This window comes from Pseudomonas sp. NPDC089758 (assembly GCF_044748705.1).
Classification (GTDB): domain Bacteria; phylum Pseudomonadota; class Gammaproteobacteria; order Pseudomonadales; family Pseudomonadaceae; genus Aquipseudomonas; species Aquipseudomonas putida_X.
In genome coordinates, this window is the sequence record NZ_JBIVGN010000026.1 from 45,101 (window position 1) to 66,582 (window position 21,482).

General features: G+C 62.2%; 17 protein-coding genes. 8 read left to right on the top strand and 9 right to left on the bottom strand.

Annotation, left to right across the window (positions count from 1 at the left end; all coding sequences use genetic code 11):
- The first annotated feature begins 89 nt into the window (after positions 1 to 89).
- A complete protein-coding gene (locus tag ACIPZH_RS24815) occupies positions 90 to 2,480 on the top strand; it encodes a diguanylate cyclase (RefSeq protein WP_400638198.1) in 2,391 nt (796 codons plus the stop codon).
- A 250-nt stretch (positions 2,481 to 2,730) separates the two neighbouring features.
- Here ACIPZH_RS24815 and dacB read toward each other — a convergent pair whose 3' ends face one another.
- Entirely contained in the window at positions 2,731 to 4,194 is a 1,464-nt protein-coding gene (dacB, locus tag ACIPZH_RS24820; RefSeq protein ID WP_400638200.1) for a D-alanyl-D-alanine carboxypeptidase/D-alanyl-D-alanine-endopeptidase, read from the bottom strand.
- Between the two features lie 187 nt (positions 4,195 to 4,381).
- Here dacB and ACIPZH_RS24825 point away from each other — a divergent pair, with 187 nt between their 5' ends.
- Positions 4,382 to 4,726: a YggL family protein gene (locus tag ACIPZH_RS24825; protein WP_267822222.1), complete on the top strand. Its 345-nt coding sequence runs from the start codon at positions 4,382 to 4,384 to the stop codon at positions 4,724 to 4,726.
- Between the two features lie 39 nt (positions 4,727 to 4,765).
- On the opposite strand, the gene ACIPZH_RS24830 is transcribed toward ACIPZH_RS24825, so the two are convergent.
- The 6 genes from ACIPZH_RS24830 to ACIPZH_RS24855 all read right to left on the bottom strand — a co-directional run bounded on the left by ACIPZH_RS24830 (position 4,766) and on the right by ACIPZH_RS24855 (position 11,795).
- Positions 4,766 to 8,368: a transporter substrate-binding domain-containing protein gene (locus tag ACIPZH_RS24830; protein WP_400638201.1), complete on the bottom strand. Its 3,603-nt coding sequence runs from the start codon at positions 8,366 to 8,368 to the stop codon at positions 4,766 to 4,768.
- Positions 8,369 to 8,376: 8 nt separating this feature from the next.
- A complete protein-coding gene (locus ACIPZH_RS24835; protein ID WP_241803133.1) occupies positions 8,377 to 8,997 on the bottom strand; it encodes a response regulator transcription factor in 621 nt (206 codons plus the stop codon).
- A 279-nt stretch (positions 8,998 to 9,276) separates the two neighbouring features.
- Complete coding sequence (locus ACIPZH_RS24840; RefSeq protein ID WP_400627049.1) at positions 9,277 to 10,608, bottom strand: deoxyguanosinetriphosphate triphosphohydrolase; 1,332 nt, start codon at positions 10,606 to 10,608, stop codon at positions 9,277 to 9,279.
- Between the two features lie 162 nt (positions 10,609 to 10,770).
- Positions 10,771 to 11,100 (bottom strand): hypothetical protein, encoded by a 330-nt coding sequence (locus ACIPZH_RS24845; protein ID WP_241803135.1) that lies wholly within the window; start codon positions 11,098 to 11,100, stop codon positions 10,771 to 10,773.
- Positions 11,097 to 11,471, bottom strand: a complete 375-nt coding sequence (locus ACIPZH_RS24850) for a phage holin family protein (protein ID WP_241803136.1) — start codon at positions 11,469 to 11,471, stop codon at positions 11,097 to 11,099. Before ACIPZH_RS24850 ends, ACIPZH_RS24845 begins: the two co-directional genes overlap by 4 nt.
- 9 nt (positions 11,472 to 11,480) lie before the next feature.
- On the bottom strand, positions 11,481 to 11,795 hold the full coding sequence (locus ACIPZH_RS24855; RefSeq protein ID WP_400638202.1) for a YqjD family protein: 315 nt from the start codon (positions 11,793 to 11,795) through the stop codon (positions 11,481 to 11,483).
- 314 nt (positions 11,796 to 12,109) lie between these two features.
- Between ACIPZH_RS24855 and ACIPZH_RS24860 the strand changes: the two genes are divergently transcribed.
- The 5 genes from ACIPZH_RS24860 (at position 12,110) to ACIPZH_RS24880 (ending at position 15,483) form a co-directional block, all read left to right on the top strand.
- Complete coding sequence (locus tag ACIPZH_RS24860; RefSeq protein WP_241803137.1) at positions 12,110 to 13,318, top strand: ammonium transporter; 1,209 nt, start codon at positions 12,110 to 12,112, stop codon at positions 13,316 to 13,318.
- 73 nt (positions 13,319 to 13,391) lie between these two features.
- Positions 13,392 to 13,631 (top strand): glutaredoxin family protein, encoded by a 240-nt coding sequence (locus tag ACIPZH_RS24865; RefSeq protein WP_241803138.1) that lies wholly within the window; start codon positions 13,392 to 13,394, stop codon positions 13,629 to 13,631.
- Between the two features lie 104 nt (positions 13,632 to 13,735).
- Positions 13,736 to 14,167 carry a D-Ala-D-Ala carboxypeptidase family metallohydrolase gene (locus ACIPZH_RS24870; RefSeq protein WP_241803139.1) on the top strand — a complete coding sequence of 144 codons (432 nt, stop codon included), beginning with the start codon at positions 13,736 to 13,738 and terminating at the stop codon, positions 14,165 to 14,167.
- Positions 14,168 to 14,238: 71 nt separating this feature from the next.
- On the top strand, positions 14,239 to 14,547 hold the full coding sequence (locus tag ACIPZH_RS24875; RefSeq protein ID WP_267822235.1) for a transcriptional regulator: 309 nt from the start codon (positions 14,239 to 14,241) through the stop codon (positions 14,545 to 14,547).
- 51 nt (positions 14,548 to 14,598) lie between these two features.
- Entirely contained in the window at positions 14,599 to 15,483 is an 885-nt protein-coding gene (locus tag ACIPZH_RS24880; RefSeq protein WP_400638203.1) for a pseudouridine synthase, read from the top strand.
- A gap of 40 nt (positions 15,484 to 15,523) precedes the next feature.
- On the opposite strand, the gene ACIPZH_RS24885 is transcribed toward ACIPZH_RS24880, so the two are convergent.
- On the bottom strand, positions 15,524 to 17,089 hold the full coding sequence (locus tag ACIPZH_RS24885; protein ID WP_267822239.1) for a PAS domain-containing methyl-accepting chemotaxis protein: 1,566 nt from the start codon (positions 17,087 to 17,089) through the stop codon (positions 15,524 to 15,526).
- 258 nt (positions 17,090 to 17,347) lie between these two features.
- The gene (acnA, locus tag ACIPZH_RS24890) at positions 17,348 to 20,089 is read right to left on the bottom strand and encodes an aconitate hydratase AcnA (protein WP_400638205.1); all 2,742 of its coding nucleotides are present in this window, start codon (positions 20,087 to 20,089) and stop codon (positions 17,348 to 17,350) included.
- A 223-nt stretch (positions 20,090 to 20,312) separates the two neighbouring features.
- Between acnA and rlmM the strand changes: the two genes are divergently transcribed.
- Positions 20,313 to 21,380 carry a 23S rRNA (cytidine(2498)-2'-O)-methyltransferase RlmM gene (rlmM, locus tag ACIPZH_RS24895; protein WP_400638206.1) on the top strand — a complete coding sequence of 356 codons (1,068 nt, stop codon included), beginning with the start codon at positions 20,313 to 20,315 and terminating at the stop codon, positions 21,378 to 21,380.
- The last annotated feature ends 102 nt before the right edge of the window (positions 21,381 to 21,482 follow it).

Genomic DNA, 21,482 nt, shown 5'->3' on the forward strand with positions numbered 1-21,482 from the left:
CAGGCAACGTTGCATCGCTAATGGCCAATAGCTATAACTCAGCACAGGGCCATGATTTTCGCAGGACGCTGACGTGACGAGACCGATCTATGTCGAAGTATGGCGTGCGTGCGAAGGTGTTGGGCCTGTGCAGCCAGGCGATGGCTGCCTGGGCAGTGGCGTTGGTGGCGCTGGTGGCCGGCAGCTTGCTGTCGATTGCCCTGGCGCTGGCCACGCATGCGTTTTACAAGCAGCAACTGCGCCAGCGCTTCGAGCTGCTGGCCAGCGAGCGCTATAGCCGTATCGCCGAGCGCTTCGATGACCAGGAGCAGCGCCTGGACAGCTTGCGCCGCTTTTTCAGCTTCTCCAACGAAGTCACCCCAAGCGAGTTCAACGGCTACGCCCGCCCCTTGCTGCAACGTACCCAGGCGTACTCGTGGGCGCCGCGGGTTGAAGGCGCGCAGCGGCTTGAGTTCGAGCGCCGGGCCAGTGCTGCGTTGGGTCAGGCCTACTTGATCCGTGACCTGGACGAGGGGGGCGATTGGCACCCGGCGCCGCCACGTGATCACTACTTCCCTGTGCTTTACACCCAAGCAACCCAGATGCAGGGGCAACCCTACGGGCTGGACCTGCGCGGCCAGGCGGTACGTGACCAGACCCTGATGCGTGCCGTGGAGCCCGGTAGCATGGCAGTGTCGGCGCCGCTGGACATGATCAGTGTGGCGCCGGGCTACGCCCGCGGGCTGTTGATGGTCGCGCCGGTGTTCTACACCGCGCAGGCTGACGGCCCTGCAGGGTATGCCATGGCGCTGCTGAACCTGCGGCAACTGATCACGGACGGCCTGCCGGCCATTGCCGAGGACAACCTGGTGGTACGCATCGTCGACCCCAGTGGGCGCGATGGCCATGAGTTGTTGTTCGACTCGCAGAACCCGGCCGCGCCATTGGCGTTGGTCAGCACGCAGCTGCTGCACCTGGCCGACCATCATTACCAGCTTGATATCCGCCCCAGCCAGGTATTCATGCAGGGCAACCGCTCCTCGGCAGCGCTGGCTGTGGGCTTGCTCGGTGGCCTGCTGAGCCTGTTGCTCAGTGCGTTGCTGTACAGTCTGTTCAGCCAGCGGCAACGGGCGCTCAAGCTGGTGGAGCAGCGTACCGCGCAGTTGCGGGTCAGCGAGCAGTCGTTGCGCGAGACGCATAATCAGCTGCGCAGTGTGCTTGATGCTGCTACCCAGGTCGCTATCATCGCGACCAGCCTCAAGGGCGTGGTCAGTACCTTCAATGCCGGTGCCGAACGCATGCTGGGTTACGCGGCCAGCGAAGCGGTCGGGCACCTTCATCTGGAACACCTGGTCCTGCCTGAGGAACTCAGCCAGCGCGCCCATGCCCTGAGCCTGCGCTACGGGCGTCAGATTGACGGTGGCCAGGCGATGTTCGCCGAGACCTTGCAGGGCGGTGGCGCGCAGCCAGGCGAGTGGACCCTGGTGCGCAAGGACGGCAGCCAGCTGTTGGCCAACATGCTGGTGACCGCAGTGCTCGACGAGCAGGGGCTTTGGGTGGGTTACCTGGCAATTTGCATCGATGTCACCGAGCAGCGTCGTGTGCATGAGGCGCTGGCGATGCGTGATCGGCTGCTGGAGAAGCTCAGTGCCGAGGTGCCGGGCGGCATTTATCAGTATCGCCTGGACGCCAACGGCCACTCGTGTTTCCCCTACGCCAGCCAAGGGCTGTTCGATATCTACGAGATCGACTTGCAGTTGCTGCAGAAGGACGCCACGGTGGTGTTCGAGCGCATTCATGCCGATGACCTTGAGCGCGTGCGACGCTCCGTGCGCGACTCGGCCGAACACCTGTCCCCTTGGCGTGAAGAGTACCGGGTGTGCCTGCCCAAAGCCGGTTTGCGCTGGGTGCGCGGCGAGGCCACGCCCGAGGTCGGTGAAGACGGTTGTACGCTCTGGCATGGTTACCTGACCGACATTTCCGACCTCAAGGGTGTGGAGGAGGATTTGCGTAAGCTATCGGTGACCGACGCCCTGACCGGTATCCACAACCGCCGCTACTTCCAGGAGCGGCTGAAGGCCGAACTGGACCGAGCCCAGCGTGATGATCAGGAACTGGCAGTGATCATGCTCGACATCGACCACTTCAAGAGGATCAACGACCAGTACGGCCATGCCGTGGGGGATCATGTGCTGCGCAGCTTGTGCCAGCGCATCGGTCAGCGCTTGCGGCGTACCGACGTTTTCTGCCGGCTTGGCGGGGAAGAGTTCATGGTGCTGTGCCCAGGCAGCAGCGCCGAACAGGCGCGGCTGTTGGCGATGGAACTGTGGCACGGCGTGCGCAATGTGCCTGTCGAAGGCGTTGGCAAAGTGACCGCCAGTTTTGGCGTGGCTGGATGGCGGCCGGGGGAGGGTGCCGATGCCCTGTTGCTGCGGGCTGATGCTGGCGTCTATGCAGCCAAGCAGGCAGGCAGGGATCGTGTCGAGGCAGAATTGAGCTGAGGTGTGCGCACCGGCCTCATCGCCGGCAAGCCGGCTCCCACCCCAACCGCGCAGTTCTCAAGGCCTGCGCTTTGCCTGTGACAGCACCCGCCTTGCCCAATTTCTAAAAGCCGGCGCAAATCCAAGTGGCAGCCAGCTTGCCGGCTCCCACCGCGACCGCGCAGAGCTTAAGGCCTGCCCAATTTCTGAAGCCGGCGCAAAGCCATGTGGCCGGCTTGCCGGCGATGAGGCCGGATCTGTTGGAGTCAGATCATGGGTTGACGCCTGCCGTCCGGTTACCGGCTTTGGGTTGGCGATACAGGTCCAGCAGTACCTGGTCGAGTACCTGCGATGCACCCCAGGGTTTCGGGTCGTTGAGGATCGCCGCCACTGCCCAGGTATTGCCGTTGCTGTCACGGCTGAAACCCGCGATGGCGCGTACGGTATTCAGGGTGCCCGTCTTGATGTGGCCTTCGCCGGCCATGGCGGTGCGCTTGAGGCGCTTGCGCATGGTGCCGTCCATCCCCACCAATGGCATCGAACTGATGAACTCGGCGGAGTAGGGGCTATTCCACGCCGCTTGCAGCAATGCAGCCATTTCCCGGGTGCTTACCCGTTCAGCACGCGACAGGCCCGAGCCGTTTTCCATCACCAGGTGCGGCGCGGTGATACCTTTCTTGGCCAACCACTGGCGAATCACGCGTTGGGCGGCGCGGGCATCGTCGCCATCGGCGTCGGTACGGAACTGTGCGCCAAGGCTCAGAAACAGCTGTTGGGCCATGGTGTTGTTGCTGTACTTGTTGATGTCCCGGATCACCTCCACCAGGTCGGGCGAGAAGGCCCGTGCCAGCAGGCGCGCGCCCTTGGGCACGTTCTCGATACGGTCACGGCCCTGGATGCTGCCACCCAGCTCGTTCCAGATCGCGCGCACGGCACCGGCGGCGTAGGTCGGGTGATCGAGCAGCGCGAGGTAGGTCTGCGAGTTGCAGCCATCGCCCAACTGGCCGCTGACCACCACATTCATGCCATCGGCTTGAGGCACCGGGTTGTAGCGTACATCGCCAGTGCACTTTCTGGAGGCAACTGGCTTGACCTGGTTGTCGATGCGAATGCTCGCAATGGGTGGCTCAACGGCGACAGTCACTTTGCCGCCATCGTTGCGGGCGACGAAGCGCAGGGCCTTGAGGTTGACCAGCAAGGAGTCGGGCTTGACCAGGAAGGGCTTGTTCATGTCGCCGCCGTCATCATTGAAATGCGGCAGGTTGGGCTGTACGAAGTGGCTACGGTCCAGCACCAGGTCGCCGGTGATGGTGCGCACGCCGTTGGCGCGCAGGTCACGCATCAGCAGCCACAGCTTCTCCATGTTCAGCTTGGGGTCACCGCCGCCCTTGAGGTACAGGTTGCCGTTGAGCACGCCGTTGCTCAGGGTGCCATCGGTGTAGAACTCGGTCTTCCACTGGAATGTCGGGCCGAGCAGTTCGAGGGCTGCATAGGTGGTGACCAGCTTCATGGTCGAGGCCGGGTTGACCGACACATCGGCGTTGAACACGGTCGGCGTGCCAGGGCCATTGAGCGGCAGCATCACCAGTGACAGTGCGCTGTCCTGCAGTTTGCTGGCTTTGAGCGCTTGCTGAACCTTGGGTGGCAGCGTGGTGTTTACAGCCGCAGCCTGGCTGGGCAGGGCGAACGGCAGGAGCATGCCGGCGAGAACGAGGGGGCGGAGCGATTTGATCATATGAGATTCATACCCTGCGGACGAGGGAAAAAGACATAGGGGCTGTAAGAGATGATGGCCCCTCTACGAAATATAGTGCGCATTATGCCCCAAGCGCAGCACTCATGCGCCACGTTCGACGGAAAAGCGCCGTTGTACTGCGGAAACTGTTAAAGTGCCGCGCGTTATTACTCAAGAGGATTGTTTCATGGCTACCAACCGTTCCCGTCGTCTGCGCAAGAAGCTGTGCGTTGATGAATTCCAGGAGCTGGGTTTCGAATTGAACCTGGGTTTCAAGGAAGACCTGTCCGACGAAGCCATCGATGCCTTCCTCGACGCCTTCCTGGCAGAAGCCATGGACGCCAACGGCCTGGACTATGTCGGTGGTGATGATTTCGGCCTGGTTTGCCTGGCAGAACGTGGCTCGGTCAGCGAAGAGCAACGTGCCGCTGTCGAAGCCTGGCTCAAAGGCCGTAGCGAACTGACCTCCATCGAAGTCAGCCCGCTGCTGGACGCCTGGTACCCGGAAAAGCCGATCAACCCGGCTTCCTGATGCTCGGCTGAAGCGGCGCCCGTTCGGGCGGCCGCTTCATCAAGGCTTGGTCAGTTCTCTGGCCAAGGCTTTCTCTACGCGGCGCATGTGCCGTGCCAAAGCCTGTCGCCGCTGTTTCAGCTGCGCTGCGGGCAACCCGTTCTGTTCCAAGGCCTCACAGGCCGCCATCAAGTGCTGCGCTTCCAGCATCCGCGCCGCGCTGAGGATCTTGTGTGCCTGCTCGGCGATGGCCTCGGGCTGGGCTTCAGGGTTCAGGCCCATGAGCGTTGCCAGGTCCTGCTGCAGGCTCATCAGCAACGCCTTGAGAAACCGCTCATGGTCGTTGGGGTTATCGCCAACGATACTGCGCAGACCTTCGAGATGGAACGGTGCCTCCTTTGCGGGCCGCTCCCGCCGGGGGGTGATATTGGCCAGGCGTTGGCTCAAGGTGCGCAGGCTGATGGGTTTGAGCAGGCAGTCGTCCATCCCGACACTTAGGCACTTCTGCCTGACTTCGGGCTGGGCGTTGGCGGTATAGCCCAGGATCACGCAGGGAGTACGCCCGTTCTGGCGTTCTTCGGCGCGCACGGCGGCGGCAAGCTGATAACCGTTCATGTGCGGCATGTTGCAATCGAGGACGATCACGTCGAATTGCCCTTCGCGCCATTTTTCCAGGCCTTCGCTGCCATCGCTGGCAGTGGCCTGGCTCAGGCCAAGGTAGCCCAGCTGTTGCGCCATCAGCATCAGGTTGGCCGGGTGGTCGTCGATCACCAGCACCTTCAGCCGGGCATCGGGGACGTCCATGTCATCGGCTTCCAGCACCTGCGGCGGCAGAGCGTCTACACGTTGCAGTGGGACGCTGAAGCGAACCTGCGTGCCGAAATCCGGCACGCTCTTGATGCTTAGGCTCGCGCCCATCATTTCGCACAGGCTACGGCAGATGGCCAGGCCCAGGCCGGTGCCGGCGCGAGCGCCCTGGCTGTGTGGGTTGGCCTGAACGAAGGGATTGAACAGCCGTTGCAAGTCATCGTCGTGAATGCCGATGCCGGTGTCACGCACTTCCAGCTCCAGGCTGGGAGGCACTGATGGGGCTTCTTCATGCAGGCTGAGGCTGATGCGCACCTGACCCTGCCCGGTGAACTTGATGGCATTGCTGATCAGGTTGGACAGGATCTGCTTGAAGCGTAAGGGGTCGAGCAGGACGTGGCAGCGTGCGCTGGGGTCGATCTCGACGTCGAAGGCCAGGCCTTTTTGCCGTGCCTGGCCATCGAACACGCGGCTCACCGATTCGACCAGCGCCGCAAGGTCGACCGGCTCGGGTGCAAGGGACAGGTGGCCAGACTCGATACGCACGATATCCAGGATGTCACCGATCAGGCCCAGCAGGTCCTTGGCCGAATGGTGGGCGACTTCCAGGGAGGTGCGATCGATCTGCCCTTGATGAGCACGCTTGACCGCCAGTTCGAGCATGCCGATGACCGCGTTCATCGGGGTGCGGATTTCATGGCTGATGGTAGCCAGGAAGGTGCTTTTGGCGCGGTTGGCATCATCAGCCAATTGCTTGGCCTCGCGCAGCTCCTGCACCAGCTTGCGCCGCTCGCTGATGTCGATCCAGCCACCGATGATTCCCTGGACCTCACCGAGTGAATCACGGTACGGCAGGATCCAGTGGTAGATGGTGATTTCGCGATCCTTGAGCCGCAAGGGGCGGTCGATGATCAACGGAACGCCGGCGGCCATCACCTGCAGATAGTCGGCATGGATCTGGCGGGTGCTGTCCGACCCTGCGAACAGGCTGTCCTCCAGGCGCTTGCCGATGACCTCTTCGTGGGTCGCCTGCACCGCTTCCAGGTAACTGGCATTGCAGCTTTGCAAACAGCCCGCTCTGTCCCTTACGTACATGGGGTGCGGGGTGCCGTTGAGCAGTGCGCCCATGAACTCCAGTTGATCGCTCAGGGCCCGTTCGGCGTGCTGGCGCTGTTTGATCTGGCGGCGCAACCGGGCGTTCCACAGCAGCGCGGCCAACAGCAGCACAGCGGTCCCCAGCAACACTTGCATGGCAAGGCGCCTGAAACCCAGCCAGTTGCTGTCGTCATGCTGGCTGTAGCCACTCCAGCGGTTGTTGATCACCCCCAGTTCTTCCGGCGAAATACTCAGCAGCGCCTTGTCCAGGATCGATGCCAGTTCTGTTTCCTGTGCGGAGGTGGCCATGGCGAAGCTCGCAGGCTCGGTACCGACCGTGCTGCGGATCACCAGTTTGGCGTTACCTGCCACGGCATGGTTGGCATCGATCAAGGTCGTGATGACGGCATCGACTGCACCACTGCTCAGCAGTGCCATGGAATAGTAGGGGCTCTCGGTCTCGATCCAGCCGGTCTGCGGGTATCGGGTTGTCAGCAGTTCGGACATTTCGCTGTAGCGGGTGATGGCGATGCGCCGGCCCTGCAAGTGTTCCAGTGAGGTGTACTGGGGCGTTTCGGTGCGCGTCACCAGCACATAGGTGCTTTCCAGGTACGGCCGGCTGAGCTGCAAGTGCTCCTCGCTCATGTCATCCACGGCAAGCGCTGCGATCATGTTGACGCGCCCGTCCTCGAGTCGGGCGATCATCTCAGCGATGCCGTTGGCGCGCTGCACTTCGAAGCGCAGGCCTGTACGCAGGCGGATCAGGTCCAGCAGGTCGGCGGTGATCCCGCGGAAATGGCCATTGCCGTCGAAATACGACAGCGGTGCAGCCGTTTCGTCGATAGCCACCTGCATCACAGGGTGGCGGCGCAACCACTGCTCTTCTTCGGCCGTGAGCTGCAGTTTGCGCTCGCTCAGCAGCAGGTCGCTGCCGGCACTCCAGCGTTTGAAGATGCTGGCGCGCACGGCAGCTGGCTGGCGGTCCAGGGCCAGGTTCACCAGATCCTTGAGAATGGTATCTTGCGCACGCATCGCAAAACTGAAGCCGACGCTTTCATGTTTGCCGAAGCTGGCCATGCGCAGGCGCGGCAGGTGGCCGCGGTTGAGCTGATAGTGCGTGGAGATGGTATCGCCGATGAACACGTCAGCCTGCCCGAACGCTACGGCATTGAGGGCTTGGGAAGATGAACCGAAGGCCAGCAGTTCTGCTTTGGGATAGACAGTGCTGACTTCTTCTCGGGGCAGATAGTGATACAGCATGCCCAGGCGCATGCCCGCCATGCCCGGGTTGAGTGTGCGGCGTTCGTCTTCGCGGGTCACCAGCACTGGCTGGTCCACGGCATAAGGGTCCGAAAGCGCCAGGCCATCGCTCGCTGCTTCATAGCCATTGGCGCTGCCGAGCAGGTCGATCTCACCTTTCTTGAGCGCCTCTACCGCAGCTTGCCGGTTGGGGTAGCGCAGCACTCGAATCGGCACTTGCAGGACCTTGCCGATCAGGCTGGCATATTCGGCGGTAAGGCCTTGATAGTCGCGGCCGCCACTGGTTATGTCGAACGGCGGATAGTCGGGTGCAGACGTGCCCAGCTTCAGGTATTGGCGGCCCATCAGCCATTCCCGCTGTTGCGCGGTCAGCTGTGGGGTGACCGGTGGGGCCGAGGAGCGGGAAAGCAGGGAATACGGCACCGCCTCAAGCTGAGAAGCCTGCGCTGCGCAGCAGGCCAATGGCAGTGCAAGGGCCAGCCAGGCAAGAAGTCGCGCCATGTGACACCTCAGACCAGCGCGTTGCGTTTGGCCATCTCAATAAGGTCGACCAAGGTGTCGACCTGGAGTTTCTGCATCAGGCGCTTCTTGTAGGTACTGACGGTCTTGTTGCTCAGAAACATGCCTTTGGCAATTTCCTTGTTGCTGCGCCCTTGGGCGAAAAGTTGCAGCACCATAAGTTCACGATCATTGACCTGGCGGAAAAGCCGCAGATCGTTATCCGCTGTTTCGTGGTCGGTGTGGATGGCCTGGCTGGGGAAATAGTTGTATCCGGCAAGTACCGCCTTGATAGCGCTGAGCAACTCGCTCAGGTCTTCCTGTTTGCACACATAGCCTGCTGCACCCGAGTGCATGCAGCGTACGGCGAACAGCGCGGGCGATTGCGCGGTGAGGACCAGCACCTTCAGCGGCAACGCCATGGCCTGAAAGCGCGAGAGGACCTCCAGGCCGTCCAGCTTGGGGATGCTGATATCCAGAATCACCAGGTCGGGCAGCGTTTCGCGGATCATCTGCATGGCGTCCACGCCGTTGTCCGACTCGCCGACGACTTTGTAGTTCTGGTTTTCAAGCAGCATACGGACAGCCAGGCGGATGACGGGGTGGTCATCGACAATAAATACGGAGTGCATGTTCAACTTCCCTACGGCGGATGACGAGGCAGGGGGGCACCTTAACCCAGTTGCATCTGACATGGGGTGTGAAGTGGGGCGATTAAACGTATATGGGAAATGGCTTACAGTGGAAAGCAATTAGAGCTACGAAGCGTAAGAGTTTGAATCAGTGTCAAAGGTCTATTGGTAACTTTTTATTTGGAGATGCTCTTTCTGTTTAACAGTTGGCGACATTTGTAGGAAATATCCTTCAATAAAAGGGGCCGCATACGTAAAGGCATGCGGCAGCACCCAGGTTCAGGTCGGGCTGGAGCGGCCGGTCATCTCGCGGGCCATCTCGCTGGCATAGCTGTCGGTCATGCCGGCGATGAAATCGATCATGCGCAGGAAGGCTTTGTGCAGAGAATCATGCGGGTGGGGGGCATTGTTACCAATCAGATCCAGTACGCGGCGGCTCTTGAAGGACGGGGTGCGCCCGCCATGCTGCTCCAGGGCGGCAGCACAGAAGGTGTTGAGGAGGATTTCCAGGGTGGTGTAGGCACCGATTTCGTGCAGCGTTTTGCGCTTGTCCTGGAATATCTTGTTGCGTGCCATGTCCTTGGCCTGAAGCACGCAGCGCTTGGCCGGGCCATGCATGTGCTCGACCAGGTCGCCGCTCAATTGCCCGGCAAGCAAGGCCTGCTGTTGCTCGACGAAGGCGCTCGCAGCGGCGTTGGTCAGGTGCTCGATGGCTTTGCCACGCAAGATCGCCAGCTTGCGTCGTCGCGAATCTGCAGGGCCAAGCTGGCGATAGGTTTCTGGCAAGTCATCGCCGACCAGGTCCAGCAACAGTGCTTCCACTTCGGCGTACTGCAGCAGCTCCATCTCCAGGCCATCTTCCAGGTCGATCAGGCCGTAGCAGATGTCATCGGCTGCCTCCATGAGATAGACCAGCGGATGGCGCGCCCAGCGTTGCTCCTCCAGTAAGGGCAGGCCGAGCTTCTGGGCGATCTGTTCTAGCAGCGGCAGTTCGCTTTGGTAGCAGCCGAACTTGTGCTTCTTGTACCCCAGGGCATCGGCATGCCGGGCGGTCCAGGGGTATTTCAGATAAGTACCCAGGGTGGCGTAGGTCAGGCGGGTACCGCCGTCGAACTGGTGATACTCAAGCTGGGTGAGCACGCGAAAGCCTTGGGCATTGCCTTCGAAGTTGAGGAAGTCGCCGCGCTCGTCATCCGTCATGTCATCCAGCCAGCCGCGCCCTGCAGCCTGCTGGAACCAATGGCGGATGGCATCTTCGCCTGAGTGGCCGAACGGTGGGTTGCCGATGTCGTGGGCCAGGCAGGCGGACTGCACGATCATGCCCAGATCACTGGGTTCGCACCAGTCAGGCAGGCTGCCCCGCAACGTTTCGCCGACGCGCATGCCCAGTGAGCGCCCTACGCAGCTAACCTCGAGAGAATGGGTCAGGCGCGTGTGAATGTGGTCGTTGCTGGAAACGGGGTGAACCTGGGTCTTGCGCCCCAGGCGGCGAAACGCGCCTGAGAAGATGATCCGGTCGTGGTCCTTGTGGAAGGGGCTTCGCCCCAGTTCCTCAGGGCTGTACAGGGCTTTGCCCAGGCGCTCGCGGGTGAGCAGGGTATGCCAGTCCAAGGCTCGCTCTCCTGTGGGTCGAATGGCGTAGCTTCCGGTGTCGCGCGGGGCTGTGCAAGCGGAAAATCGATACCGGCCTTATCGTCGGCAAGCCGTCGCTCACAGGTGCGAGCCACGCTGCAAACGCGTGGGTCACCTGTGGTTGACGGCTCTGGTGGTGGCTCAGGAGCGCCGTGGGCCTTGCAGATACAGCTTCACCAGCGGCAGCAGGGTAGTGCCCAGGCGCACCAGCCGCGACAGGTTGCCGCTGCGCACCCCTTTGCCGGTCAGAAAGCCCAGCGCCACCACCGCACCAATGCCCCATAGAGGCGCGTGCTTGATGCCCAGGCCATCATGCAGTGAGCCGCCCATGCCGCGCAGGCGGTGCAGTGGCTGCAGCATTTGCCCGGACTCCTGGCGGATTTGCTGGCGGTGCATCTCCATGCGCAGGCGCAGCAGGGCTTTGCGCAGCTCTCGTGGGTTACGTGTATTGGGTAGTTCAGGCAGGCTCATGGCAGCAGACGCTCCCGATCCTTGGCAAGTTCTTCGAGGGTGGCGCCAAACGGCGAAGACTCGTCGAACACCGCGGCTTTCAAGCGAAGGCCGCAATACAGCGCAGCCACACCATAAAACACACACAGGCCGATTATCCCGGCCAGGCGATAGCTGTCCCACAGCAACACCAGCAGCAGGCCTGACAGGGCTGTCAGCAGCAGCAGGGCGAACACCAGCGCCAGGCCGGCGAACAGCAACAGGCTCAGGGTGCGTCCTTTCTGCTCCTGCAGTTCGATACCGAACAGTTCGATATGGCTATGCAGCAGCCCCAGAATCGCGGCGCCCAGGCGCCTGCCCGAAGCGCCGGTGCCAATGGCGTCATTGTCCATGGAAGCTCCTTAACGCCGATTGGCCAACAGGCCAATCAGCAGGCCGACACCTGCGGCAATGCCGATGGCCTGCCAAGGGTTTTGCTGTACGTAGTGCTCGGCACTGCCCAAGGCCGCCTGGCCCCGCTCACGTACCGACTCCTGGGTCAGTTGCAAGGTTTCTCGGGCCTGGGTAAGGCGCTCGTGAATCTGCTCACGCAGCTCATCGGCCTGGTCGCCCGCCAGATTGGCGGTGTCGGCCAGGAGCTTCTCTGTGTCACGGACCAAAGCCTGAAAGTCCGCCATCAATATCTCTTGTGCAGTCTTTGCCGATTTGCTGGCCATGGTGCTCTCCCTGTGTCGATGTGTAGGTCATTCGAGTTTCGCTGTGCGCTGAAGGTTCACTTCCGTTGCTGGTATGGGCCTTGCTAAAGAAGATTGCCACAACGCGGGGCGTAAACCGCAGCGGTGCGCCGATTAAGGGCAACGACCCCGGCATATACCGATAAACCTTAACCCAATCCACGACAAACCCAAGAAAAACCACGCAGGCTTCGCTCGGTTCACCGTACCCGGGCAGTGGGCTGGCACCGATCCGGTGCATGGATGCAGGTTCTTGAACTGTCCTGGTGCCTTTTTTCAGTCAGGTCTGCCTTTTCATGGACAACATGCACAGCGCCATGGACACCCTGGTCCACGGCTCCAATACACTTTTCATCCTCATGGGCGCCATTCTGGTGCTTGCCATGCACGCGGGCTTCGCGTTTCTCGAAGTGGGCACCGTGCGCCACAAGAACCAGGTCAATGCCTTGTCGAAGATACTCAGCGATTTCGCCATCTCGGCGCTGGTGTACTTCTTCATCGGTTACTGGGTTGCCTATGGTGCGAGTTTTCTGGCCCCGGCATCCCAGCTGGCCGCCGACCACGGCTATGCGCTGGTCAAGTGCTTTTTCCTGCTGACGTTCGCAGCAGCGATACCGGCGATCATCTCCGGGGGCATCGCCGAGCGTGCGCGGTTCGTGCCTCAGCTGTGTGCCACAGCGTTGATCGTAGCCTTCATTTACCCGTTCTTCGAGGGCGTGGTATGGAATGGCAACTTCGGTGCTCAGGCATGGCTGCAGGCGCGCTTCGGTGCGCCGTTCCATGATTTCGCAGGGTCGGTGGTGGTGCATGCGATGGGCGGCTGGCTGGCACTGGTGGCAGTGCTGCTGCTCGGGGCACGGCGGGGGCGGTACCGTGAGGGTCGGCTGGTGGCCTTCGCGCCATCGAGCATTCCGTTCCTGGCACTGGGCTCGTGGATCCTGATCATCGGCTGGTTCGGCTTCAACGTCATGAGCGCGCAGACCTTGCAAGGCGTCAGTGGCCTGGTGGCGATCAATTCGCTGATGGCCATGGTCGGCGGCACCCTGGCAGCCTTGTTGGCCGGGCGCAACGACCCGGGTTTCCTGCACAACGGGCCGCTGGCTGGGCTGGTGGCGATTTGTGCAGGTTCGGACCTGATGCATCCGCTCGGTGCGCTGGCTACTGGCCTAGTGGCGGGCGTGTTGTTCGTGTGGAGCTTCACTGCCGCGCAAAACCGCTGGAAGATCGACGATGTACTGGGCGTGTGGCCATTGCACGGGCTGTGCGGGGTATGGGGCGGGATCGCCTGTGGCATCTTCGGGCAGGCGAGCCTAGGCGGTATGGGCGGTGTCAGCCTGATCAGCCAGTTGATCGGGAGCCTGTCAGGGGTGCTGATCGCGCTGCTTGGCGGCTTTGTGGTGTACGGGCTGATCCGTGCGGTCCTCGGTCTGCGCCTGAGCCATGAGCAGGAGTTCCAGGGCGCCGACCTGTCGCTGCACCGCATCGGTGCCACCAGCCAGGATTGAGCGAGTCAGGTGCACATGGGGCGGTAGCGACCTAGAATAGGCTTCTCATCCACGCCAAACCGGGTCTCGCCCCATGCTGCCTGAATGCCAACTCTTCGGCACCGTCGGGTGCCACTTGTGCGAAGTGGCCGAAGCTGTGCTCATGCCTTTCGTCGATCATGGTCTGCTGGTCGAGCTGGTCGATATCGCCGACAGCGAGGCGCTGTTCGAGCGCTACGGGCTGATCATTCCCGTATTGCGTCGTTGCGATACTTCGGCGGAGCTGCTTTGGCCGTTCGATCCTGAACAGGTCGTGGCCTTCCTCGCGCAATGATGGCGGCAGGGGAAGCATCGCCTGCCTGCATGCGCTGAGTTGTTGCTCGAAGATGCCGTACCGGCGACAGACGCCGGTACTTCATCATCGTCGAGAATGCAGTCATGTTCATCACACCAAACTTTACCCTGGAAGAGATGGTTGCCTCGCAGGTCGCCTCTCGCGAAGGGCTGGACAATACGCCACCCCAGCAAGTCATCAGTAACCTTCATCTACTCTGTCACGCCCTTGAGCAGGTTCGAGCATTGTTCGGTCTGCCGGTGATCGTCAGCAGTGGTTACCGCTCACCCGCGCTGAACAAACGTATAGGCGGCTCTTCGCGTAGCCAGCACCTGCACGGGCTGGCTGCAGATTTCAAGATATTCGGCATCAGTAATCGGGAGGTGGTCCGCCGGGTGAGCGCAAGCGCAGTGAATTTCGACCAGATGATCCTCGAGTTCGACAGTTGGGTCCACCTGTCGGTAACCCCGGACGTGCCGCGTCGTGAAGTGCTGACCATCCGCAGGGGCACAGGCTACCTGCCAGGTTTGCGGTGAGGCGCGGATGAATTGACGGCGGGGTGTGCAAGTTCGTATGCTGTATATAAATACAGTATCGAGGTAAGCCCATGCTCAATGTCGAGCAACTCAAGTACAGCGTCAACCGCATGCCGGTGGAGCGGGTATGTGACGCGGTGCTGGAACTGCGCCTCGAAGGCCTGGTCACCGATGACCGTACGCCGTTCGGCAAGGTCCATTTCAACACCTGCTTCGCCGAGATCGAGGCCCTGTTTCAGCGGGCCGGGTACCATCGAGGGTTGGATGTGGTGGGATACCAAGGCTTGCTGTATGCGCTCTATGATCCAGGCCGCTGGGAGCCCGTGCAGGTTCTGCGCTGGCTGAAGGCACGCAGCGAGGCCGTGGTCCAGGCTGGTTGAGCTGGCGGGGTTGGGGGATAATGCCCGGCCCTGCCTGCCCCGAGTCTCGCCATGACCACGCCATTCGACCCCGCCCGCCAGCAAGCCAGCACGGTCTGCCTGCCACCTGGCAACTGGGCGACGGTACTTGATTGCCTGTGCGACCATTTCAAGGCGATCGAGCGTGCCCAGTGGCTTGACCGTTTTGCTCGTGGCCGGGTGCTCGACGCCGAAGGCCGGGCGATCGCAGCCGACCTGCCTTACCGCCGCGGTATGCGCCTGCACTACTTTCGAGAAGTGCCCAACGAGCGGCCGATCCCGGTTCAGGAAACCATCCTGCATGTGGACGAGCATCTGGTGGTGGCCGACAAACCGCATTTTCTGCCGGTTACGCCAACCGGTGAATATGTCGAACAGACTTTGCTGCGCCGTCTGATCCGGCGTCTGGACAACCCCCACCTGGTGCCGTTGCACCGCATCGATCGGCATACCGCAGGGCTGGTGTTGTTCTCGGCCAACCCGCAAACCCGCAGCGCGTACCAGCGTCTGTTTCCCGAGCGTCGTATCGACAAACGCTATCAGGCCATCGCCCCAGCCTTGCCCCAGCATGATTTTCCGCTGGTGCATAAAAGCCGCCTGGTACATGGCGAGCCGTTTTTCCGTATGCATGAGGTACAGGGCGACGATAACAGCGAAACCCTGGCCGAGGTGCTGGAGAAGCGGGGGGAGTTGTGGCGCTACGGCCTTTCGCCGGTGACTGGCAAGACCCATCAACTGCGGGTGCACATGGCGGCACTGGGGGCGGGGATTTGTAATGACCCGTTCTATCCAGCGCTTCTCGAGGTGGAAGATGATTACCAGCGGCCATTGAAGCTGCTGGCACACAGCTTGCGCTTTGCCGACCCGTTGACGGGGGAGGAGCGGTTTTTCGAGAGCCGCCTGACCCTCGGTTGGTAGTGCCCCTTCACGGTTAGTGCCTCGAAGGGGCGCTGTGTTGTCAGCGGTTGAAGCGCTCCACCAGTGAGTACTGGCCACCGGCGGTAGTGGTCAATGCTTCGCTGAGCTGTGCAGAGTGCTGCGCCTGTTCGGCTGTCTGGTCGGCCAGTTCGGCGATCGTGCTGATGTTGCGGCTGATCTCATCGGCCACGGCAGTCTGCTCTTCAGTGGCTGCTGCGATCTGGGTCGCCATGTCGGTAATGTTGGCCACCGCCTCGCTGATCCCCACCAACGCCTGGTCCGCCTGCATCACACGTTCTACGCCCTCCTGAGCCTGGCGATGGCCAGACTCCATGGTGAGCACGGCGTTGTTGGCCGTCTGTTGCAGCTTGGCAATCAGGCCATGGATCTGCCCTGTGGACTCAGCGGTGCGCTGGGCCAGCTGGCGCACTTCATCGGCCACCACGGCGAAGCCACGGCCCATCTCGCCAGCGCGGGCCGCTTCGATGGCGGCGTTCAGTGCCAGCAGGTTGGTCTGGTCGGCAATGCCCTTGATCACATCGACCACGCCACCGATTTCGTCGCTGTCCTTGGCCAGTTGTGTCACGGTTTCGCCGGTTTCACCCACGGCCGCCGACAGGCGCTCGATGGCGTCGCGGGTTTCACCGGCGATCTGCCGGCCCTGGCTGGTCAGGCGGTTGGCTTCCTGCGTGGCATCGGCAGTGCGCTGTACATGGTTGGCCACCTCTTGGGTCGTGGCGGCCATCTGGTTGACGGCAGCGGCAACCTGCTCGGTCTCGACCCGCTGGCGCTCCAGCCCCGAGGAGCTCTTATGGGCCAGGACATCGGACTGGCGTGCCTGATCGCTGAGGTGTTCGGCGCTGTCCTGCAGGCGGGTCAGGCAGGTTTTCATGCGCGCGTCCTGGCTGAGCAGGGCCATTTCCAGGCGCGCCTGAACGCCACGGCTGTCGGTGAACATCTGCGCGATCAATGGGTCGGAAGTGGTCTGTTCGGCCAGGCGCAGCAGGCGTTTGAGGCCGCGTTGTTGCCAGCCCAGGCCCAGCAGGCCGAGCGGCACCGACAGGGCGGCGGCCAGGGCGAAGCCCCAGGAATGCCCGAGCCAGTTACCGATCAGGAAACCGACCTGGCTGACCAGGATGAAGGGCAGCCAGTCCTGCAGCACTGGCAGCCACTTGTCACGGCGCGGAACGGCGGGTTTGCCCTGGTTGATGCGCTGGTACAGGGCTTCGGCGCGGCGGATCTGCTCGGCGGTGGGCTTGACCCGCACCGACTCGAAACCGGTCACCTGATTGTTGTCGAAGATCGGCGTGACATAGGCGTTGACCCAGTAATGGTCACCCGACTTGCAGCGGTTCTTGACGATACCCATCCAAGGCTGGCCTTGCTTGAGGGTCTGCCACATGTGGGCGAATACCGCAGGGGGCACATCCGGGTGGCGTACCAGGTTGTGCGGTGCGCCGACCAGTTCCTCGCGCGTGAAGCCGCTGATCTCGACGAACGCATCATTGCAATAGGTGATCACACCCTTGGCATTGGTGGTCGAGATCAAGCGTTGTTGGGCAGGGAAAGTCCTTTCCCGTTGAGTGATCGGCTGGTTGTTACGCATGGGCTGAGTAATCCGCAAGGCTTTCGACAGATATCGGCAAGCCAGAGTTTTTATTGAATGGAGATTTAACTTCGTTGATCTGGCGCAGGAACAGGCGGCTGTGATTGCGTTAGCAGCCTGGCACGTTCGCGAAAGAAGGCGCCACTATTGGCGATGTATTGCCGATGATGACGTGCGGGTCAAATCATGACCGATTGGCAGGCCAAGCGCCAGCCGCGGAAACAAAAAGGGGCGCATGTGCGCCCCGGTCACTGGGTTTCAGCTGGCGATCAGTTGCCGCAATACATAGTGCAAGATGCCGCCGGCTTTGAAGTATTCCACTTCATTGACCGTATCGATCCGGCACAGCACCTCGATGTCTTGCTGCTGCCCGTCCTCACGGGTGATGCGCAGTTGCAGGGTCATGCCGGGTTTTACCTGAGCCCCGGTCAAGCCCAGGATGTCGATTTGCTCTTTGCCGGTGAGCCCGAGTTGCTTGCGATCGTGCCCGGCTTTGAACTGCAACGGCAGCACGCCCATGCCGACCAGGTTGGAGCGGTGGATGCGCTCGAAACTCTCCGCCAGTACCGCTTTGACCCCCAGCAGGTTGGTGCCCTTGGCTGCCCAGTCGCGGCTGGAGCCGGTGCCGTATTCCTGGCCGGCGATCACCACCAGTGGTGTGCCTTGAGCCTGGTAGCGCATGGCCGCGTCGTAGATCGAGAGCTTTTCCCCGGTGGGTACGTACAACGTGTTGCCGCCTTCTTCACCGGCGAGCATTTCGTTGCGGATACGGATGTTGGCGAAGGTGCCACGCATCATCACCTCATGGTTGCCCCGGCGTGACCCGTACGAGTTGAAGTCATGAGGTTCCACGCCTTTTTCGCGCAGGTAGCGCCCGGCCGGGCTGTCGACCTTGATGTTGCCGGCGGGGGAGATGTGGTCGGTCGTCACCGAATCGCCAAGCAGGGCGAGAATGCGCGCGCCCTGGATGTTCTCGATCACCGGCAGTGGCCCGCCAATGCCGTCGAAGAACGGAGGGTGCTGGATATAGGTGGAGTCGTCCTGCCACACGTAGGTGGCCGCCTGCGGCACTTCGATCGCTTGCCACTGCGCATCACCTGCGAATACTTCGGCGTACTCCTTGTGGAACATCGCCGTGTCGACCTTGGCCACGGCGTCGGCGATTTCCTGCTGGCTGGGCCAGATGTCGCGCAGGTACACGGGCTGCCCGTCCTTGCCTGTGCCCAGTGGGTCACGGGTAAGGTCCAGGCGCACGCTGCCGGCCAGCGCGTAGGCCACCACCAAGGGTGGCGAGGCCAGCCAGTTGGTCTTGACCAGCGGGTGCACCCGGCCTTCGAAGTTGCGGTTGCCCGACAGTACCGAGGCCACGGTCAGGTCGGCGCTACCGATGGCGTTCTCGATGGCCTCGTCCAGTGGGCCGGAGTTGCCGATACAGGTGGTACAGCCGTAGCCGACCAGGTCGAAACCCAGTTGGTCCAGGTAAGGGGTGAGCCCGGCGGCGTTGTAATAGTCGGTGACCACCTTGGAACCAGGTGCCAGCGAGCTCTTCACCCAGGGTTTGCGCTGTAGCCCTTTCTCCAGCGCCTTTTTCGCCACCAGGCCAGCCGCCATCATCACGCTGGGGTTGGAGGTGTTGGTGCAGGAGGTAATGGCGGCAATCACCACGGCGCCGTCGCGCAGGGTATAGGTCTGGCCTTGGTGGCTGTAGTCGATCTCCCGGGCCTGGTCGGCGTTGCCCACCGCTACACCGCCACCGCCTTCGCTTTCCAGGCGGCCGACTTCTTTGGCCAGCGGTTTGGGCTGCAGTTCGATGAAGTGGTCGAACGCTTGGCTGACCTGGCCGAGCGCAACGCGGTCCTGCGGGCGCTTGGGCCCGGCCAGGCTTGCTTCGACGTCACCCATGTCCAAGGCCAGGGTATCGGTGAACAGCGGTTCCTGGCCTGGCAGGCGCCACAGGCCTTGTGTCTTGCAGTACTGTTCGACCAGTTGCACCGTCTGCTGCGGCCTACCCGAAAGGCGCAGGTAGTCCAAGGTGACCTCATCGACGGGGAAGAAGCCACAGGTCGCGCCGTATTCCGGCGCCATGTTGGCAATGGTGGCACGGTCGGCCAAGGGCAGGTCGGCCAGGCCGTCACCGTAGAATTCGACGAACTTGCCGACCACGCCTTTCTTGCGCAGCATCTGGGTCACGGTCAGCACCAGGTCGGTGGCAGTGATGCCTTCGCGCAGCTTGCCGGTAAGCTTGAAACCGATCACTTCCGGGATCAGCATCGACACTGGCTGGCCGAGCATGGCAGCCTCCGCTTCGATCCCGCCAACGCCCCAGCCGAGCACGCCCAAGCCGTTGATCATGGTGGTGTGCGAGTCGGTGCCGACCAAGGTGTCTGGGAACGCATAGGTGCGCCCGTCGGCCTCACGGGTCCATACCGTACGGCCTAGGTACTCCAGGTTGACCTGGTGGCAGATGCCGGTGCCCGGCGGCACTACGCGGAAGTTGTCGAACGCGCTCTGGCCCCAGCGCAGAAAGGCGTACCGTTCACCGTTGCGTTGCATCTCGATGTCAACGTTTTCACTGAACGCCTCGGGGCTGGCGTAGCGGTCGACCATCACCGAGTGGTCGATCACCAAATCCACAGGCGACAGCGGATTGATTCGCTGTGGGTCGCCCCCGGCCTTGGCCATGGCAGCGCGCATGGCCGCTAGGTCGACGACCGCTGGCACGCCGGTGAAATCCTGCATCAGTACCCGCGCCGGGCGGTATTGGATTTCGCGATCGGCACGACGGTCTTGCAGCCAGTCGGCGAGCGAGCGCAGGTCGTCGCTGCTGACTGTCTTGCCGTCTTCCCAGCGCAGCAGGTTTTCCAGCAGCACCTTGAGCGACATGGGCAGGCGCTGCAGGTCTCCGAGCTGTCGTGCCGCTTCGGCAAGGCTGTAGTAGTGGTAGGTCTGATCGGCCACTTCGAGGGTTTTGAGGGTGTTCAGGCTATCGAGCGAGGGCATTGCCAACTCCTTATGCACCGGTGCCCGGCATTGGCTGGTTGATGCCGGTGTCACCGCGGTGTTTCGGCCCGCACGGTACGGACCTGGCTGAAGAGTCAGGTTAGACCGGTTTGTCTGCCCTGACCCTATTCTGGACCGGCGGGGCATGTCGCAGGTTCCGATCTTCCTTTATCATCGCCGCCCTGCCGGCGCCTTTGGTGCGTCAGCCGTAGTGGAGTGAGAGATGAATACCCTGTTCATGCATAGCCGGCCCGGGTTCGAGGGCGAGGTCTGCGCGGAGATCAGCGAACACGCTGCCCGCCTGGGGGTTGCCGGTTATGCCAAAGGCAAGCCGCAAAGCGCCTGCGCCGAGTTTGTCTGCGCCGAAGCCGAAGGTGCGCAGCGGTTGATGGCGCAGTTGCGCTTTGCTCAACTGATCTTCCCGCGCCAGTGGGCGCGTGGGAGCTACATCGAACTGCCTGAGACCGATCGGGTCAGCGTGTTGCTCGAGCATCTGCGGGCGTTGCCGGTGTTTGGCAGCCTGTGGCTGGAGGTGCTCGACAGCAATGATGGCAAGGAGCTGTCGACGTTTTGCCGCAAGTTCGAGGTGCCGCTGCGCAAGGCGTTGGAAAAAGCCGGGCGTTTGGTCGATAACGCCAGCCTGCCTCGGCTGTTGCTGACGTTCATCAGTGGTCGTCGGGTATTCGTTGGCGTTGCCGATGCGAACAACAGTGCGCTGTGGCCGATGGGCATTCCTCGCTTGAAATTCCCGCGGGAGGCGCCGAGCCGCTCGACGTTGAAGCTGGAAGAGGCGTGGCACCAGTTCATTCCGCGCGAGCAGTGGGAGCAGCGGTTGGGCGATGACATGACCGGGGTTGATCTGGGGGCATCGCCGGGTGGCTGGACTTACCAACTGGTACGCCGGGGCATGCTGGTCACTGCGATCGACAACGGGCCGATGGCCGAGAGTTTGATGGACACTGGCCTGGTGCAACACTTGATGGCCGATGGCTTCACCTGGCAGCCCAAGCAACCGGTGGACTGGATGGTCTGCGATATCGTCGAGAAGCCTGCGCGTACCACTGCGTTGATCGAGACTTGGTTGGGGGAGGGCTTGTGCCGGGAGGCGGTGGTCAATCTGAAATTGCCGATGAAGCAGCGATATGCCGAAGTGCGTCGGCTGCTGGACCGCATGGAGGCGACCTTCAAGGCGGGCAAGGTCAAGGTTTCGATTGCCTGCAAGCAGCTGTATCACGACCGTGAGGAAGTGACCTGCCATCTGCGCAGGCTGGACCTGAAACCGCGAAAATAAGCCGCTGCCGCTGCCGCTGCCGCTGCCGCTGCCGCTGCCGCTGCCGCTGCCGCTGCCGCTGCCGCTGCCGCTGCCGCTGCCGCTGCCGCTGCCGCTGCCGCT